Annotated in this window: 17 protein-coding genes and 1 pseudogene; 1 reads left to right on the top strand and 17 read right to left on the bottom strand. The window is 72.7% G+C overall.

Features of this window, described 5'->3' with window-relative positions; all coding sequences use genetic code 11:
• Positions 1–94: 94 nt before the first annotated feature.
• The 17 genes and pseudogenes from RFN52_RS21915 to RFN52_RS21835 all read right to left on the bottom strand — a co-directional run bounded on the left by RFN52_RS21915 (position 95) and on the right by RFN52_RS21835 (position 15,301).
• Positions 95–1,597: a peptide MFS transporter gene (locus tag RFN52_RS21915; RefSeq protein WP_184848270.1), complete on the bottom strand. Its 1,503-nt coding sequence runs from the start codon at positions 1,595–1,597 to the stop codon at positions 95–97.
• Positions 1,598–1,603: 6 nt separating this feature from the next.
• Positions 1,604–2,443 (bottom strand): SAM-dependent methyltransferase, encoded by an 840-nt coding sequence (locus RFN52_RS21910; protein ID WP_184848269.1) that lies wholly within the window; start codon positions 2,441–2,443, stop codon positions 1,604–1,606.
• Positions 2,444–2,481: 38 nt separating this feature from the next.
• A complete protein-coding gene (locus RFN52_RS21905) occupies positions 2,482–3,741 on the bottom strand; it encodes a cytochrome P450 family protein (protein WP_184848268.1) in 1,260 nt (419 codons plus the stop codon).
• 2 nt (positions 3,742–3,743) lie between these two features.
• Positions 3,744–4,097 (bottom strand): antibiotic biosynthesis monooxygenase family protein, encoded by a 354-nt coding sequence (locus tag RFN52_RS21900; RefSeq protein WP_184848267.1) that lies wholly within the window; start codon positions 4,095–4,097, stop codon positions 3,744–3,746.
• Positions 4,094–4,420: an antibiotic biosynthesis monooxygenase family protein gene (locus RFN52_RS21895; RefSeq protein ID WP_184848266.1), complete on the bottom strand. Its 327-nt coding sequence runs from the start codon at positions 4,418–4,420 to the stop codon at positions 4,094–4,096. The genes RFN52_RS21900 and RFN52_RS21895 overlap by 4 nt, the downstream gene beginning before the upstream one ends.
• A gap of 1 nt (position 4,421) precedes the next feature.
• Positions 4,422–5,171, bottom strand: coding sequence for an SDR family NAD(P)-dependent oxidoreductase (locus RFN52_RS21890; RefSeq protein ID WP_184848265.1), 750 nt, complete (start codon positions 5,169–5,171; stop codon positions 4,422–4,424).
• Positions 5,172–5,201: 30 nt separating this feature from the next.
• On the bottom strand, positions 5,202–5,918 hold the full coding sequence (locus RFN52_RS21885) for an SDR family NAD(P)-dependent oxidoreductase (RefSeq protein WP_229856687.1): 717 nt from the start codon (positions 5,916–5,918) through the stop codon (positions 5,202–5,204).
• A 30-nt stretch (positions 5,919–5,948) separates the two neighbouring features.
• A pseudogene (locus RFN52_RS21880) lies at positions 5,949–6,398 on the bottom strand (SRPBCC family protein); the annotation flags it as partial.
• Positions 6,398–6,661: an acyl carrier protein gene (locus tag RFN52_RS21875; protein ID WP_184848264.1), complete on the bottom strand. Its 264-nt coding sequence runs from the start codon at positions 6,659–6,661 to the stop codon at positions 6,398–6,400. The pseudogene RFN52_RS21880 and the gene RFN52_RS21875, both read right to left, overlap by 1 nt.
• A 38-nt stretch (positions 6,662–6,699) precedes the next feature.
• Entirely contained in the window at positions 6,700–7,968 is a 1,269-nt protein-coding gene (locus tag RFN52_RS21870) for a ketosynthase chain-length factor (RefSeq protein WP_184848263.1), read from the bottom strand.
• Positions 7,965–9,251, bottom strand: a complete 1,287-nt coding sequence (locus RFN52_RS21865) for a beta-ketoacyl-[acyl-carrier-protein] synthase family protein (protein WP_184848262.1) — start codon at positions 9,249–9,251, stop codon at positions 7,965–7,967. The genes RFN52_RS21870 and RFN52_RS21865 overlap by 4 nt, the downstream gene beginning before the upstream one ends.
• Positions 9,248–9,679, bottom strand: coding sequence for a cupin domain-containing protein (locus RFN52_RS21860; protein ID WP_184848261.1), 432 nt, complete (start codon positions 9,677–9,679; stop codon positions 9,248–9,250). Before RFN52_RS21860 ends, RFN52_RS21865 begins: the two co-directional genes overlap by 4 nt.
• Positions 9,676–10,047 carry a TcmI family type II polyketide cyclase gene (locus RFN52_RS21855; RefSeq protein ID WP_184848260.1) on the bottom strand — a complete coding sequence of 124 codons (372 nt, stop codon included), beginning with the start codon at positions 10,045–10,047 and terminating at the stop codon, positions 9,676–9,678. Before RFN52_RS21855 ends, RFN52_RS21860 begins: the two co-directional genes overlap by 4 nt.
• A 160-nt stretch (positions 10,048–10,207) precedes the next feature.
• Positions 10,208–12,124: an AfsR/SARP family transcriptional regulator gene (locus tag RFN52_RS21850; RefSeq protein ID WP_184848259.1), complete on the bottom strand. Its 1,917-nt coding sequence runs from the start codon at positions 12,122–12,124 to the stop codon at positions 10,208–10,210.
• Positions 12,125–12,453: 329 nt separating this feature from the next.
• Positions 12,454–14,325, bottom strand: coding sequence for an asparagine synthase (glutamine-hydrolyzing) (asnB, locus tag RFN52_RS21845; RefSeq protein ID WP_184848258.1), 1,872 nt, complete (start codon positions 14,323–14,325; stop codon positions 12,454–12,456).
• Positions 14,322–14,855 carry a PNPOx family protein gene (locus tag RFN52_RS21840; RefSeq protein ID WP_184848257.1) on the bottom strand — a complete coding sequence of 178 codons (534 nt, stop codon included), beginning with the start codon at positions 14,853–14,855 and terminating at the stop codon, positions 14,322–14,324. The genes asnB and RFN52_RS21840 overlap by 4 nt, the downstream gene beginning before the upstream one ends.
• Positions 14,852–15,301, bottom strand: a complete 450-nt coding sequence (locus RFN52_RS21835; protein WP_184848256.1) for an anthrone oxygenase family protein — start codon at positions 15,299–15,301, stop codon at positions 14,852–14,854. The genes RFN52_RS21840 and RFN52_RS21835 overlap by 4 nt, the downstream gene beginning before the upstream one ends.
• A gap of 201 nt (positions 15,302–15,502) precedes the next feature.
• Between RFN52_RS21835 and RFN52_RS21830 the strand changes: the two genes are divergently transcribed.
• A complete protein-coding gene (locus RFN52_RS21830; protein WP_184848255.1) occupies positions 15,503–17,080 on the top strand; it encodes an FAD-dependent monooxygenase in 1,578 nt (525 codons plus the stop codon).
• Positions 17,081–17,170 lie beyond the last annotated feature (90 nt).

Genomic DNA, 17,170 nt, shown 5'->3' with positions numbered 1-17,170 from the left:
GTCGTGGGTTCAAATCCCGCCACCCCGACAGTTTGAGAACACATCAGGGACCTGATCCGCAGTGCGGGTCGGGTCCCTGTGTGGTTTTCGGGGTTCAGGGGCCGGGGTTCCTCCGGAGGGCGAGGAGTGTGCGTAGGCGCGGGGTGCCGAGGGCGATGGTTGTGCCGACTGCCAGTACGAAGGCGCCGAGCAGCAGGAAGTACGTCGCCGGCGACAGCACCGTCGTCAGCCGGAACAGCTGGCCTCCCACGACCACTCCCACCGCGCCGAACAGGCCGTTCACCGCGAGCAGGCGGCTGGTGCTGCCGGGTGGGGCCACCGCCGCGGCGAGTGCCAGGCCCGCCGGGGCGAGTGCGATCTCGCCGCAGGAGTACAGCAGGTAGACCAGCAGCAGCCAGTGCGGGCCGACCGGGCCGTGCTCGGCGAGCGTGGCCGCGACCGCCATCAGCAGAAAGCTGGAGCCTGCCGCGATCAGCGCGCCCGCGAACTTGACCGGCACGTCCACCCGCGGCGCCCGTACCCAGAGCCGGGCGAAGAGCGGGGCGACCAGCAGGACGAAGAGCGGGTGCACCGACTGGAACCAACTCGCGGGGACCTCGAAACCGAGCACATCCCGGTCGGTGTGACGCTCGGCGAAGAGGCTGAGCACCGAACCGCTCTGCGCGAAGATCATCCAGAAGGCGGCCGACGCCGCCATCAGCGCGGTGAAGCCGGTCAGCCGGCGCCTGTGGCCCGTGCCCGGCGCGTGGGCCAGGCGGAGTGACCTCAGGTACCAGAACGGGAGGGTGATGGTCGTCAGGCCGAGGGCGGCGAGCACCACGGGAAGAGGCAGCAGTCCGCGGGACACCGGCAGCACCACCAGCGCGCCCACCGACCCCGTGACCCACGCGGCGCGCCGGAGCATCGCGAGGGCCTCGGGGCGCGGCACCGGGCGGGGCGGACGCGCGCCGACGTCCCCGTACCGGCGCAGGCCCAGGGCGAACTGGATCAGTCCCGCCGTCATGCCGACGGCGGCCGCCGCGAAGCCGAGGTGCCAGGCGACGCGCTCGGCGAGCAGCCCGGTGACCACGGGGGCGATGAGCGCGCTGACCTGGATGCACATGTAGAAGAGCGAGAAGGCCGCCTCGCGGCGGCCCTCCCCGTCCCCGCTGACCCCCGCGACCATCGCCGCCATGGCCGGCTTGACCAGGCCCGTCCCCCCGACGACCAGCAGCAGACCGGCGTAGAGCGTGCCCGTCACCGGAACCGCCAGTACCGCGTGGCCGCAGGTGATCAGCACACCGCCGAGCAGCACGGCCCGGCGCGCACCCAGCACCCGGTCGGCGAGCCAGCCGCCGGGCAGGCCGGCCATGAAGCAGAGCGACATGTACGCCGCGAAGATCGCGGTGGCCGGCTGCGGCGCCATGCCCATGCCGCCGCGCGCCTCGGAAGCGGTCAGGTAGAGGACCAGGATCGCCGCCATGCCGAAGAAGCTGAACCGCTCCCACAGGTCGACCGCGAGCAGTGTGCCGAAGCCGGGCCTGTGGTCACCGGCCCGCGGAGGTGCGGAGCCCGCGGTGGCCGGCGGGGAGTCCTGTGGGGTGAGGGACGTGTCCACCGGAGGTCACCGAGCCGGTTTGAGTGCCACTCCGGCCAGCATCGCGAGCGCCGGGTCGGGGGTGTCGGCCGGTTCGGGGCGCCACAGCGGGGCCCGGACCACACCGGGCGTCACAAGCTCGAAGTCCTCGAACAGCGCGGCAAGTTCCCGGTTGTCGCGCCAGATCACCTGGCTCACCGCGCCCCGGTACTGCTCGGCCGCCTCCGGCGCCGTCCTCGGGACCTCCTCCGCGCCGGCGTGCGAGATCACCAGGGCGCTGCCGGGTGCCAGCCGCTCGGTGTACCGGCGCACCAGAGCGAGCGGATCGTCGCCGTCCGGGACGAAGTGCAGTACGGCGGCGAGGATCAGCGCGACCGGCCGGTCGAAGTCGATCAGCCGACGGGTGTCCTCCGCCTCCAGGATCTCCCGGGACTTGTACAGGTCGCCCTGGAAGACGGCCGCCCGAGGTTCGTCGGCGAGCAGCGCCCGACCGTGCGCGACGGCCACCGGGTCGATGTCGACGTAAACGACCCTGCTGTCCGGGTGGGCGGCGAGGGCCACGTCGTGCACGTTGCCCTCGGCCGGGATGCCGGAGCCGATGTCGAGGAACTGCCGTATGCCGAGCGCGGACAGCTCGCGTACCGCGCGGCGCAGGAAGGCGCGGTTTGCCTTGAGGGTGGCCGGGAGGTCCGGGTTGCCGGCCGCGACCTTGCGGGCGAGTTCCCGGTCCGCCGGGAAGTTGTGGGTGCCGCCGATCCAGTGGTCGTAGACCCGGGCGATGCTCGGGGTGTCGATGTCGACCTCGGGCGGGGCCCAGGTGGGGCGTTCGGTGGTGCGGGGTGCGGGTCCGGTGTCCTGACGTTCCACGGGTGTCTCCTCCAGTAGGGGCGGGGCGGGGTCGGCGGTCACGCCGTGAACACCGGGAGTTCTTCGAGGCCGCGCATCATCAGGCTGCTGCGCCAGCTCAGTTCGTCCGGGTCCGCGGCGAGCCGCAGCCCGGGAAGGCGCGCGAACAGACGGCTGAGGACGATCCGGCCCTCCAGCCGGGCGAGCGGGGCGCCCAGGCAGTGGTGGATGCCATGGCCGAAGGCGACCGAGCCGGAGTGGGCGCGGGTGATGTCCAGGCGGTCCGGGTCGGGGTAGCGGTCCGGGTCCCGGCCGGCGGCGCCGATCGAGATGGTCACGAACTCGCCCTCGGGGATGGTGACGGAGCCGACCTCGACGGGTTCGGTGGTGAAGCGCCAGGTGGCGTTGGTGACCGGGCCGTCGTAGCGGAGGAACTCCTCCACGGCCCCGGGCCACAGCGACTCGTCCGCCGCGAGCTGCTCGCGCACCTCGGGGTGGGTGAGCAGGGCCAGGGCGCCGTTGCCGATGAGGTTGACCGTGGTCTCGTGGCCGGCCACCAGCAGCAGGAACGCCATGGAGATCAGCTCGTCGGACGACAGCTGGTCGCCGGCGTCCCGGGCGTGCACCAGGTCGGTGAGCATGTCGTCGGCCGGCTCGTTCCGCTTGGCCTCGATCAGCTCCGTCAGGTACGTGATCATCGACGCGCTGGCCTCGCGTACCTCGTCGGTGCCCGCGCCGGAGACGAGCAGGTTGGACCAGCGGCGGAACGCGGCCCGGTCGTCCGGGGGGACGCCGAGCAGCCAGCAGATGACCGTGAACGGCACGGGGAAGGCCAGGGCCTCCATGAGGTCCAGCCGCTCGTGCCGGGCCATGGCGTCCAGCAGTTCGTCGGTGAGTTCGGTGATGCGCGGCCGCAGGGACTCGACCCGTCGCGCGGTGAAGGCCCGGCCGACGAGCCGGCGCAGCCGGGTGTGGTCCGGCGGGTCGCTGTCCAGCATGTGCACGCTGAGGACGTGCGGGAACTGGCTGCGCTCCCCCGACTCCGCGAGGAACTCCCGCTGCTTGTCGGGATCGACGAAGTTCCGCGGAATGAGGTCCCGGCCGACCCGCATGTCCTTGCTCAGCCGGGGATCGGCCAGCAGTGCCCGGGCGTGCTCGTGTCCGGTGACCAGCCAGGTGCGCAGGCCATTGGGTGTCATGACGGGCACGGCGGGCGCGGTGCGCCGCAGGCCGGCCAGCGCCTCGTGCGGGTTCTGGTGGAAGGCGGGGGTGAACAGGTCGGCGGGCGGGGCTGCTTGCGGGGCGTCCGTGCGTGCCATGCTCAGACTCCTTCCTTGACGTCGGCGGTGGGGGTGGCGGCCCGGCCCTCCGGGTAGCTGGCGAGCTCCCGGTAGATCTCGAAGGGCCGGTCCCGGCCGGTGTCGCGCAGCGGACGCAGCGGTGCGGTCTGGTCCTTGTGGGCGGAGCCGCTCTCCCAGGCGGTGAACGCCTCCCAGTCGGACCAGCGGCTGACCACGACGTAGGAGCGCGGGTCGCCGAGGGCGTGCAACAGCTTGTTGCCGAGCAGGCCGGCGGTGCCCGCCATCCGGCGGCTGGCCTCGTGGTACGCGGGCAGCACCAGGTCCGGTTCGTCGCTCAGGTGGTAGAGCACCACCTCGATGGCGCCGCCGGTCACGACGCGGCGCCGGCCAGGGCGGCGACGACGTGCATGGTCGTCATGGAGCCGCCGCTGCGGTAGGGGTGCAGTTTCTGGCGGTGCTCCAGATGGCGGTCGCTGGTCTCGAACTCGCGGAACAGCGGTTCGTCCACCCAGTCGCTGACGATGTAGTAGATGCCGTCCTCCTCGGCGCTGCGGGACAGCCACTGGCCGAGGTTGGCGGGGTGGGTGGTGACCGAGTCGCCGACCTCCAGCCACACCTTCTCGAACTCGTGCTCCATGCCGGACTTGATCTGCATGCGCAGCATGACCCGGAAGACCTTCTCGGTGGGCTCGGGCATGTCAGATCCCCCCGTCGACGTTGAGGGTCTCGCCGGTGATGTACGCGGCGGCGTCGGAGAGCAGGAACAGCACCGGTCCGGCGAGTTCCTCGACGGTGCCGAGGCGGGCCAGGGCGGTCTTCTGGGAGTAGGTGGCGCGCAGTCCGGCGGCGCGCTCGGCGGGCATGTCGGCGAAGGCCTCGGTCTCGATGACGCCGGGGGCCACCACGTTGACCCGGATGCCCTTCGGGCCGAGTTCCTTCGCGAGGGAACGGGTCAGCCCGATCATGGCGGCCTTCGCGGCGGTGTAGTGGGCGCGCAGTGGTATGCCCGCGGCGGCTCCGCGCGAGCCGATGTTGACGACCGAGGAGCCGGTGCCGAGCAGCGGCAGCGCCTGGTGAATGATCCGGTAGGCCGCGGTGAGGTTGGTGTCGAGGATGCGCGACCACTCGTCGGCCGGCAGTTCCCCGAACGGGATGTGGCTGATCACGCCCGCGTTGTTGACCACGCCGTCGAGGCGACCGAAGCGGTCCTTGGCCTCGCCGACGAGGCGGTCGGCCTCGGCGGTGTCACCGACGTCCGCGCGGATCACGTGGTGGTCGCCGGCGGTCTCCTTCAGCGCGGCGGTCAGGCTGTCGACGGCCTCGCTCTCCTGCCGGTAGCAGGTGAGGACGTCGGCGCCCGCCCGGGCCGCGGCGAGGACGATGCCCCGCCCGATGCCCCGGGTGCCGCCGGTGATGAGCAGTTTCCTGCCGTGCAGTGCGAGTTCCATGGGGATTCCCTTCATGGCTGGGGCCGCGGCTCAGACGCAGCCGTCGACGTGGATGTTCTGGCCGGTGACGTAGCCGGCGTGGTCGCTGATGAGGAACAGCACGGTCCGGGCGATGTCGTCGACGGTGCCGAGCCGGCCGAGCGCGGTGAAGGAGGCGAAGGTGGCGCGCTGGCGCTCGGCCTCCTCGGGGGGCAGTTCGTCGAGCGCCTCGGTGGCGATGCGGCCGGGTGAGACGGTGTTGACGCGGATGCCGCGCGGTCCGAGTTCCCGGGCCAGCGAGCGGGTCATGCCGACCAGTGCGGACTTGACGGCGGTGTAGTGGACGCCGCCCGCCATGCCGATGAAGGCGACCGTGGAGCCGATGTTGACCACCGAGGATCCGGCGGAGAGCAGCGGCAGGGTGCGCCGGGTGACCAGGTGGGTGGCCGTGAGGTTGCCCTGGAGGGTGTCGGCCCACTCGGTGGGTCCGAGGTCGGTGTACGGCTGGGGGCGGAACGTCCCGGCGTTGTTGACGACCGCGTCCAGTCCGCCGGGGCTCGCCTCGCACGCGGCGGCCAGCCGGTCCACGTCCGTCGCGTCGGCGGCGTCGGCCCGCAGCACCTGGTGCTTGCCGGGGGTGCCGGCGAGTTCCTCCTCCAACGTGGCGACGGCCTCGCCGGGGGTGCGGTAGCAGGTGACGACGTCGGCTCCGGCCCGGGCCGCGGCGAGGACGATGCCCCTGCCGATGCCGCGGCTGCCGCCCGTCACCAGGATGCGCTTGCCCTGGAGTTGCCGGCCGGCCCGGGCCGCGGTCTCCACCTTGGCCTTGATCAGCCGCATCTGGACGGCGGTGTTGCGGTTGAGCCGGGCGGTCATCCCGGCGTCGTCGATCGGGGCGTCGGGCTTCATCGCGAAGTCCTGGATCCAGCGCATCCGTACGCCGCCAGGCACCTCCTCGTACTCCCAGCGGATGTTCATGTGCGCGAACGGGCCGGTCTCGACCCGGCGGGCGACGACGGTGCGGGTGGCCGGGTCGGGGGTGCGCTCGGAGACCCAGCTCCAGACCGTGCCGTTCTCGTCCGGGTGCAGGGCGAGGCGGAAGGTGACGGTGTCGCCGTCCCGGCCGAGGATCTCGGCGGAGGCGTACTCGTTGAACAGCCGCGGCCAGGCGGCCACGTCGTTGGTCATCGTCCACACCAGGTCCATCGGTGCCTCGACGACGATCGCGTTGTCGGTGTGTCCTGCCATCAGACGCGGGCCTCCGTAAGCCGGGCGTGGACATAGGTCAGGGCCTCGCGCGGGGTCTGGGTGTGCGAGAGGTCGCCGTCGGGGATCTGGATGCCGTACTCGCGCTCGATGCGGTTGACGAGTTCCAGCAGGGCCAGGGAGTCGTAGCCGAGGTCGGCGAACGAGGTGTCGGCGAAGTGCTCGCCGTCCAGGTCGGTCTGCTCGTCGACCCCGCCGCTCGCGCGCAGGATCCGCCGGATGTCGTCGAGGGTGAACTCCGCCATGGGGAGCCGCCTTTCGTACGTCGTGGATGGTGGGCCGGTCACTTGCCGGGGGCGCCGCGGTCGCCCGCGCCGAGGACCAGGGCGGAGGTGAAGCCGCCGTGCCCGCGGGCCAGGACCAGGGCGGTGCGCGGGTCGGTCTGGCGGGGGCGGTCGAGGACGAGGTCGATCTCGCAGCCGGGGGCCGGGCGGCCGAGCCCCGCGGTGTGCGGGACGACACCGGCGCTCAGGGCGAGCAGCGCGGTCGCCACGTCCAGGGCGGCGCCGCCCGCGTAGAGGCGCCCGGTGAGGGTCTTCGGCGCGGTCACCGGCACGCCGCCGGGCCCGAAGACCTCGGTGATCGCGCGGGCCTCGGCGAGGTCCTCGGCGGGGGTGCCGGAGGCGTCGGCGAAGACCACGTCGACGTCGCCCGGGGCGAGCCCTGCGTCGGCGAGGGCCCGCCGCACGACGGACACCAGCACGGAGTGGCCCGTGGTGGTGCCGTCCGCGGTGGGGTCGAAACCGGCCGCGTAGCCGAGGAGTTCGCCGTACGCCGGGACCCCGCGGGCGTGTGCCCCCTCGGCGTTCTCGACGACGAGGATGGCACCGCCCTCCCCCGGGACGAAGCCGGAGGCGGCCGCGTCGAAGGGCAGGTAGGCGCGGGCGGGATCGTCCTCGGTGGACAGCCGGCCGGTGGACAGCTGCGCCACCAGGCCGTACGGGCACAGCGAGGCGTCGGTGCCACCGCTGAGCACGAGCCGGGAGCCGGTGTCCAGCAGCCGCCGGGACTGGCCGAGGGCATCGAGACCGCCGGCCTGCTCGCCGCAGATGACCCCACAGGGGCCGCGCATGCCGTGCCGGATGGAGACCTGGCCGGTGGTGGCCGCGTAGAACCAGGCGATGGACTGGTACGCCCCGACCCAGGAGGACCCCTTCTGGTAGAGGTTCTCCATCTCGTGCTGTCCGAACTCGGTGCCGCCCGAGGAGCTGGCGGTCACCACCGCCATCTCGTACTCCGGCAGGGTCGCCGGGTCGGCGGCGGCGTCCGCGAGGGCGTCCTCGGCGGCGGCCAGCGCGAAGTGGGTGAAGCGGTCGGTCTGCGGGACGAGCCGTCCCGGCACCTGTTCACCGGCGTGGAATCCGGGGACCTCGCCCGCCACCCGGACGGGGTAGCCGGTCGGGTCGAAGCGGGTGATGCGGCCGAGGCCGCTCTTCCCCGAGAGCACCGACTCCCAGTGCCGGACGGCTCCGATCCCGGTGGGCGCGACCACGCCGAGCCCGGTGACCACGGACCGGCCGCGCCGGCCGGGGCTGATGCCGGAGGCGCTCATGCCGCCTCCCCGTGCGCGAGGTGGGGCCGGCCCAGGACCATCGCCGTCTGGAAGCCGCCGAAGCCGCTGCCGACGCTGAGCACCCGGTCCATACGGTGCTCGCGGGCCGTCACCGGCACGTAGTCGAGGTCGCACTCGGGGTCGGGCGTGGACAGGTTGGCCGTCGGCGGGACGACCTGGTGGCGCAGGGCGAGAGCGCAGGCGGCGATCTCCAGGGAGCCGATGGCGCCGAGCGAGTGCCCGATCATCGACTTGATGGAGCTGACCGGCACCTCGTGGGCCCGCTGTCCCAGGCTGCGCTTGAACGCGGCGGTCTCGTGCCGGTCGTTCTGCTTCGTGCCCGAGCCGTGGGCGTTGATGTAGTCGATGGCGCCCGGGTCGAGCCGCGCCCGGTGCAGGGCGACCCGGACGGCCTCCGCCATCTCCCGGCCGTCGGGCTTGAGTCCGGTCATGTGGAAGGCGTTGCTGCGGCCCGCGAAACCGAGGATCTCGGCGTACACGGTGGCGCCGCGGCGTCTGGCCGACTCCAGCTCCTCTATCACCATGACGGCGGAGCCCTCGCCCAGGACGAAGCCGTCGCGCTGCCCGTCGAAGGGCCGGGAGGCGTGTTCGGGATCGTCGTTGTTGGCGGTGGTGGCCTTGATGGCGTCGAAGCAGGCGGAGGTGATCGGCGACAGCGGGGCGTCGGTGGCGCCGGCGAGCACGATGTCGGCGCTGCCCTCCTCGATCAGCTGGACGCCGTGTCCGATGGCGTCCAGTCCCGAGGTGCAGCCGGTGGAGATCAGCGCGACCGGCCCCTCGGCTCCCGCCTGGCGGGCCACCTCGACGGCGAGGGTGCTGGGCACCATGTAGCCGTAGAGGTGGGGGACGCCGTAGCTGTGGTCGACCAGCCAGTCGCGTCCGCCGTCGGAGAGGACCGCGTACTCCTCCTCCAGGCCCATGGTGCAGCCGACGGCGCTGCCGATGCTGATGCCGACCCGCTCCGGGTCGGTGCCGGGCAGCTCGACTCCGCTGTCCGCGACGGCCTCACGGGCGGCGACGACCGCGAACTGACCGGCCCGGTCCATCCGGCGGGCCTCCTGGGGGGTGAGCCCCGCGGCGAGCGGATCGAAGTCGCACTCGGCGGCGACCTGGGAGCGGAAGCCGGCCGGGTCGAACAGGCTGATGCGGCGGGTGGCGGTGCGTCCGGCGGTGAGCAGGTCCCAGTAGGCGTCCCGCCCGATCCCGCCGGGCGCGACGGCCCCCACCCCGGTGATCACCGCGCGTCGGTGTCCGGCTGTCATCGGGCCGCACCCACATCCGGGTTGCCCGCGGACGCGTCGAGCGGCTGCTCGGTGTCGATGTGGCCCAGTTCGGGGCGGGGCGCGAGCGGGGAGAGGTGGAAGACCGCCTCGGCCGGCACGGACCCGGTGTTCACCAGGCGGTGGCGCACCCCGATGGACACCAGCAGCGAGTCGCCGGGGCCGAGCGCCACCGGGGTGCCGCCGTCCAGCGTCATCTCCAGCCGGCCCTGGACGACGTGCAGGAACTCCTCGGAGTACGGGTGGAGGTGCTCGGTGACGTGATGTCCGGGGGCCAGCCGCAGCACGCCGCCGAAGCCCGAGGTGCAGCCCACGGTCTTGGGGCTGAGGGTGACGCGGATGTCGCCGCCGCGCTTGGTGTTGGCGGCGACCTCGTCCGCGGCGACCTTGGGGGTGGCGGGGGCGCTCATCGGGCACCGCCCAGGTTCGCCGAGCGCGGCGCGCTGGTCTGCGGGCCGTCCTGGGGTGTCCAGGAGTAGAAGGGGACGGCCATGGCGTCCTTGGGCTCGCGCCAGTCGGGGTCGTACGGCGAGATGAACTGGCCGAGCCGGGTGTTGATCTCCTCGTAGAGCGGGTGGCTGCGCGCCTTGTACAGGTTCGGCGCGATGTCCTGGTCGGCTTCCACCAAGTGGAAGTACAGGTTGTGGAACGCGAACAGCGTCCGCCTCGACACCCCCACCAGATGGGGCAGTTCGGTGCTGTCCGAATCGGCGAAGACCTGCGCGACGCCCTCGGCGTCGGCGAGGTCCATCCTCGCCACGATCAGCGTTCGGTGCACGATGTCCTCCCGGCTTGTCGGTTCTGTGTTCACCCTGGTCGGCGGGGGTCGAGACGCTCTCGAAGGCGCCTGGAGAACCGCTGACGGACCCGGTGCAGCGCACGGGGGCAGCACGACGGCCCGCCGCACCCGGGGTGCGGCGGGCCGTGGACGGGCCGGGCTAGCGGCGGACGTCGGCCTTCATCAGGGTGACGCCGGTGCCGGCGACGACACCGGCGCCGACCATCCGGCCGTTCGGTACGTCGCCCGCGGGCGTGCCCCGCGACAGGAGGATCAGGGCCTGCCGGGTGAGCCGGGGCACGGAGTACAGGAGCTCGGCGTCCGGTGTCAGGTGCTCCTGGACGAGGTGGACGTCGACGAGGTATTCGAGGAGCGTCTCGGCGTCTCCGCTGCCGGGACGCAGCCGTGTCACCACCTCGTCGAGGCTCCAGCGGGGGCGCTCGCGCTGGAGCAGCAGGCGCAGCAACTCCCGTGAGCGGGCGGGCAGATGCCGGTGGCTCGCGGCCACGGTGGTCATCAGCGACTGGGTACCGGCGGGCAGTTCGAGCAGCATCCGGTGGTTGCCGCGCAGCCGCGACGCCAGCCGGGCCGCCGACCAGCCGGGCCGCGCGGTGAGCCGGCCGGCCACGGCCCTGATCGCCAGGGGCAGCCCCTCGCACAGCCCTATCAGCTCCTGCACCGCCCCGGGGTCCTCCTGCCGGGAGCGCTCCCCGGCGACCCGGTCGTAGAGCTGGAGGGACTCCTCCGGGGACAGGGCCGGGAGCACGATCTTGCGGCCGGTGGACAGGCTGTGCGCGCGGTAGCGGTTGGTGGCGATCACCGCGCAGCCGGAGCCGCCCGGCAGGACGGCGCGGATCTGGGAGGCGGTGAGGGCGTCGTCGACCACGACCAGCACCCGGCGGTCGGCGGTCCAGGTGCGGAAGAGCCTGCTGAGCTCGCCGAGCCCGCTGGGCTGCTTCTCGCGCTGGATGCCGCAGGCGGTGAGGCAGGCCGAGAGCACGTCCGCGAGTTGCTGGGAGCCCTCGCCGACGGCGGACAGGTCGATGAAGAGCTGTCCGTCCGGGAAGCGCGGGCGCAGCCGGTGCGCGGCACGCACGGCGAAGGCGCTCTTCCCGACCCCGGGCGGGCCGTGCACCTCCACCACGCGCATGCCGGTGCTGGGCCGGTCCGCGCCGAGGAAGGTCTCCAGCTGGTCGAGTTCGCGTTCCCGCCCGACGAAGTCACCGACGTCGGCGGGGAGCTGGGCCGGCCCCGGCACGAGCCGGCGTCCGCCCGACACGGTCTCGGCCTTGGCCGGGGCGGGCCCTCGGAGGTGGCCGCGGTCCGCGAGCACCTCCTGGTGGAGCCGCTGGAGCTGCACGGAGGGTTCCAGGCCGAGTTCCTCGACGAGATGGCTGCGCAGGGTGCGGAAGGTGTTGAGGGCGTCCGGGCGGCGGCCGCAGCGGTGCAGGGCCCGCATCAGTTGGCCGGCGAACGCCTCGTGGGTGGGGTGGGCCCGGAAGGCCTCCGACAGTTCGTCCAGGACGGTGTGGTGACGGCCGAGTTGGAGCTCCAGGGAGAAACGTTGCTCCAGGACGCTCTTACGGCGTTCCTCCAACTGGGTCGACCAGGCCGACAGCCGGCGTCCGGTGCTGACGTCGACCAGGGCTCCGCCCTGCCACAGGGAAAGGGCCGCCTTGAGGGTGCGGGCCGCCTCTTCCTCCCCCGCGCCGGTGCGGAGTTGTGCCATGCCCTGTTCTATGAGCTGGTCGAACCGGTAGGCGTCCACCGACTGCTTGTCGTCCAGGCGCAGTTCATAGCCGCCGACCCTGGTCAGGATTGCGGGGCAGCCGTGCGGTGGACGGGAGCCGAAAGCCGCGCCGTGCTGGCCGGTGGCCAGCAGCAGTCTGCGGCGCAGTTGATAAATGTAGGTTTGCAAGGTGGTCAGCGCGCTGAGCGGCGGGTGGTCCTCCCACAGCTCCTCGCACAGCTGGTCCACACTGACCAGCGAGTTGGCATTGAGCACCAGCAGGGCCAGCACCTGACGCAGTTTGGGGGCGGACGGTGTGACGTCCTCCCCGTTCCTGCGTATTCGCATGGAGCCCAGCAGACCGATCTCTATCACTGCATTCCCCCTGAGTGAGCCGCCTGTGTGGGTGGCGGCCATCGGTTATTCACCTTCCTGCGTCACTTATTTTTGGGCGAAACATCATTCGCTCGAAGGGGCGGAAAAATTGCCTCCCCTTTACTCGGGAATTACGTTTCGCCGAAAAAGAAGTTGAAACCAGCAATAACCCTGCGAGCACCCGGCGATGCGAGTCGAAACCGAATGCCGCATTCCCATTCTCTATCTCGTCCGCATCCTATGCTTCGCACACATGGATGACAAGGAGCACATTTCTGCGCGGGCGGTGGCCTCCGGCACTCTCACACCCGCAGCTCGACCCCGTACTCCGAGAGCCACGTGTTCAGCTGAAGCACCATCTCCATGCTCGCCCGTTCCACCCACGCGAAGGCACCGCTGGGAGCAGCCGCCGCACCAAGGGCCACCCGGGTCGCCTCGGCGTCCAGCAGCGGGGCGACCGGCGCCGTGCGGTCCGCGGCCACGTCCTCGAAGCGGTGGCGCACGAACTCGCCGTACGCCGCCTCCTGCACGGTCGGATAGGCGCTCTTGGGCCGGTTGAGCACCCGCTCCGGCAGCAGATCGGCGACCGCGGCCCGCAGCAGGCTCTTCTCCTGGCCGTTCACGCGCTTCAACTCGGCCGGGACGTTGTAGACGTACTCCACCAGCGCCCGGTCGCAGAACGGCGGGCGCAGTTGCACCCCGTGCGCCATGCTCATCCGGTCGGCCCGGTCCAGATGGGTCGGGGCCCACCGGGTCAGCGCCAGATACGTGACCTCGCGCGCCCTGCGCTCGGCAGGACTCTCGCCGGCCACCTGCGGGACCTCGGTGAGCGCGTCGCGGTAGTGCTGGTCGGCGTAGTCCATGAAGTCCAGCTCCTTGCGGAGCGTACGGTCCACCAGCGAGCAGCCGAGACCGCCCGCGGCGGCGTCGTGCCCGCGCTCGAAGGAGACCCACGGGAAGGTCGTGGAGTTGCTGTGGCCCGGGTCGTACGCCCAGAAGTAGCCGTTGAACACCTCGTCCGCGGTCTCCCCGGAGAGCACCGCGGTGATCCCCGCGCCGCGCAGCGCCTCGAAGAACAGCAGCAGCGAGACGTCCATGTCACCGAGCGGCGAGGGCGCGTCCTGGCTGCGCAGAGCGGCGGCGTGCGTCCCCGGATCGGCGAGCGCCGCCGTGTCCAGCAGGATCTCGGTGTGCTCGGTCCCGATGTGCTCGGCGGCGAGAGCCGCGTAGGGGGCGTCGGGGGTGGCGCGCATGGTCGGGTGCGGCTCGAAGTTCTCCGCGTAGCCGGAGAAGTTCACCGAGAACGACCGGAGGCCGGCCCCCTCGGCCCGCCGCCGGTGGGCCGCGAGCGCGGTCAGCGCGCTGGAGTCGATCCCGCCGGAGAGCATCGCGCCGACCGGCACGTCCGCACGCAGATGCGTGGCGACCGCCTCCGACAGCAGCCGGCGCACGGTGGCGACGGTGGTCTCCAGGCTGTCGGTGTGCGGGCGGGCGGGCAGCGACCAGTAGCGGCGGTGGCCGGTGCCCGGCGCCCGCACGGTCATCGTGTGGCCGGGCAGCACCTCGCGCGTGCCCCGGAACACCCCGGTGCCCGGCTTGCGGCTGTGCGCGAACAGCTCCCGCAGCCCGTCGGCGTCGACCACCGGCCGGACCGCCGGATGGGCCAGCAGCGCCTTGGGCTCGGAGCCGAAGACCACACCGGACGGCGTCAGGAAGTAGCACAGCGGCTTCACCCCCAACCGGTCGCGGACCAGCAGCAGTTCCTGCCGCCGCACGTCCCACACGGCCAGCGCGAACAGGCCCTCCAGCCGCTCGGGGAACGCGGCACCCCACTCCAGGTAGGCGTGCAGCGCCACCTCCGCGTCACCGTCCCCGGTGAACCGGTGCCCCTTCGCCGCCAGTTCGCGGCGCAGCTCCACCGCGTTGGTGACGCTCCCGTCCAGGGTCAGCACGGCCACCGGGCTCCCGGCCTCCGACTCCACGATGGCCGGCTGCCCCGCGTGCTCGGAGCCGATCAGGGAGAGCCGCCGGTGGGCCAGTGCGGCATGGCCCTCGATCCACTCACCGAAGCCGTCCGGGCCGCGGTGCGCGAGCGCCGCCGCCATCGCCCGTACGGTGGGGGCCTCCGGTGTCAGGTCCCGTTCGAAGTCCACCCAGCCGGCGATTCCGCTCATCGTGGCGTCCTTTCGCTCTCTGCGTCTGATGGGGGTGCGCTGTTCTCCGCCGGGGCGTGGGTGACGAGGGTGACCTCCACCAGGGAGAGCCCGTGCCGGCCGACCGCCTCCCGGAACTCGGCGAGTGCGGGCGTCCCCGCACCGCGCACCGCCAGTCCGAGCCGGCGCGGGGCCTCCTCCCCGTAGCGGCGGTACAGCTCCAGATAGCCGCGCGCGCTGCGCTCCGCGTCGTCGACCAGCGTGAACCGCACCGGCCGCCGCTGTCCGCGCCAGGTCAGCTCGCCCGGCGAGCCGCCCGCGAAGTTGTACCGCCAGCCGCTGCCGGTCGCCACCACCAGCGCGCCACCGAGGGTGTGCACCCCGGCGGGCACGGTGTACGGCCGCCCGCTGCGCCGGCCGCTGAAGTGCAGCAGCGCGAGCCGCTCGGCCACCGGGCCGGGCGCGGGACGGGACAGCAGCTCCCGCATCCGGGCATCGGCCGCCGCTCGCTCCGGGCCCTCCGGCAGTTCGCGTACGACGACGGGGCTCATGACAGCACCACCGCAGCGGCGGTCAGCGCGCAGCCCGCGATCGCGAGGCCGGTGCGCACCAGATGCCAGTCCCGCCAGGCCGGGCGCGGGTCCCGCCAGCCAGGGCCCAGGTCCTCGGGCCGGGTCCGCTTGACCCGCCGGTTGATCGGCACGTTCCGGGTCTGCGACACCACGGCCACCCCCGCCATGCAGACCGCGGCGGCCGCGAACAGCACCCGGGGGCCCTCCGACGCCCGTATCGCGAGCCCTACGTCCACGGCCGTGGAGCCGGTGACGATGAACGGCATGATCCGGTCGTAGCGCTTGCCGAGCAGGATGTGCGTGGACACGTACCGCTCCGGGGTCATCGCGATCAGCGCGGGCATCACGCTCACCGCGACCGCGAAGAGCACCCCCGCCACCAGGCCGGTGCCCGTGAGCACCAGCACACTCAAAGCCTCCACCACCGCTTCCGTCCTCCTTCGAGCCGTGTACTTCGGGCCTGGTCCGAAACTGTCAGCCGGTCCTCGCACGGCACTCGAATCCGACTGGGAGCGCGTCGCTCCGCACCGGTTCCGCTCGCCCGCGCCGCGAGCCCGGTTCGAGGCGTCGGGTGTTGCATCGGCCCCCCGAAACCGAACGCAATCCACACCCTTCGAGGAGCCGGTATGGCGGACGAGACGACCGAAGTACTCATCGTGGGCGGCAGCATGGTGGGGCTCGCCCAGGCCCTGTTCCTCGCCCGGCAGGGCATCCGGCCGGTGCTGGTGGAACGGCACGCCGAGATCTCGGCGCACCCCCGGGCGCAGGCCGCGAGCCCGCGGACCATGGAGCTGCTGCGCGCGCTCGGCCTGGAGGACGCGGTACGGGCACGGGAGAACCCGCACGCCCAGTACGGCGACATCCTCCAGGCCGAGTCCCTCACCGGGGCGGAACTCGGGCGGTTCGACGGGCCGTTCCGCTTCGACCGGCACGAGGTCGGCACCACCGGCTGGACACTGATCGGGCAGGACCGCCTCGAACCGGTGCTGCGGGAGCGGGCCGAGGAACTCGGCGCGGACATCCGGTTCGCCACGGAGATGACGGAGTTCACCCAGGACGCGGACGGCGTCACGGCCGTCCTGCGCGACCTGGGCGACGGCTCGGAGCGGACCGTACGGGCGCGGTACCTGGTCGCGGCCGACGGCTCACGGGCGCCGATCCGCACCTCGCTCGGCATCGGCCATCACGGGCAGGGCGTGTTCGGCCGGCAGATGAACATCGTCTTCCACGCCGACCTCGACCCCTACGTGGCGGGGCGCACCTTCTTCCTCTGCTTCGTCAGCAACCCGGCCGTCAAGGGCGTGCTCGGCAAGCTCGGCGGCGCGGACTCCGACCGCTGGGTGCTCGCGCCGAGCCTGCCGCCCGGGGCCGACCACCGCGTCTACGGCACCGAGGACTGCGTGGAGCTGGTCCGGGCCGCGGTGGGCGTGCCCGATCTGCCGGTCACGGTGGAGTCCGCGACGAGCTGGGAGATCGCCGCCTGGGTCGCGGACCGCTTCCGCTCCGGACGCGTGCTGCTGGCCGGCGACAGCGCCCACGTCATGCCGCCCACCGGGGGCTTCGGCGGCAACATGGGCATCCAGGACGCGCACAACCTGGCCTGGAAGCTCGCGCGGGTGCTGCGCGGACAGGCGGGCCCCGGCCTGCTGGACACCTACGAGCAGGAGCGGGCCCCGGTCGCCGAGTTCACCGTCGACCAGGGCGTCATCCGCTACCTCCAGCGCAGCGGCCTCGACGAGGCGGCCGCGGCCCGGCACCGGCCCGAGACCACGGTGCTGTTCGGCCACGTGTACCGGTCGGACGCCGTCCTCCGCGAGGCCGGGGACGACGACACCGCCGTGATCGAGGACCCGACGACGCCCACCGGCCGCCCCGGCACCCGCGCTCCCCACCTCCCCCTGGTCCGCCAGGGCAAGGACGTCGCCCTCCACGACCTCCTCGACGGCGACTTCTGGCTCCTCGCCGGCCCCGGCGGCATCGCCTGGCAGGAGCCGGCGGCCGCGCTCGGCCTGTCCTTCCACCGGGTGGGCGCCGAGGAGTCCCCCGCGGTCGTCGAACGGTTCCTCGCCCGCTACGGCGTCGAGGAGACCGGTGCGGTGCTGCTCCGGCCGGACGGGTTCATCGCGTGGCGTGCCGGTCGGGCGGAGGGTGATGCCGGCGGGTCGCTGCCGGCGGTGCTCGACGCGGTGTTGCGGCGTGCGTGAGCGTTCGGCTCGTGGGTGTCCGGGCGGCCGCGGCGTCGGCGTGGCGTGTCGCGCGGTCCCCCGCACCCCTTGACGCACGCTGCGCGTGCA

Source organism: Streptomyces collinus, assembly GCF_031348265.1.
Lineage (GTDB): Bacteria > Actinomycetota > Actinomycetes > Streptomycetales > Streptomycetaceae > Streptomyces > Streptomyces collinus.
Note: the sequence above shows the minus strand (reverse complement) of the source record. Positions and strands in the feature narration are given on the sequence as shown.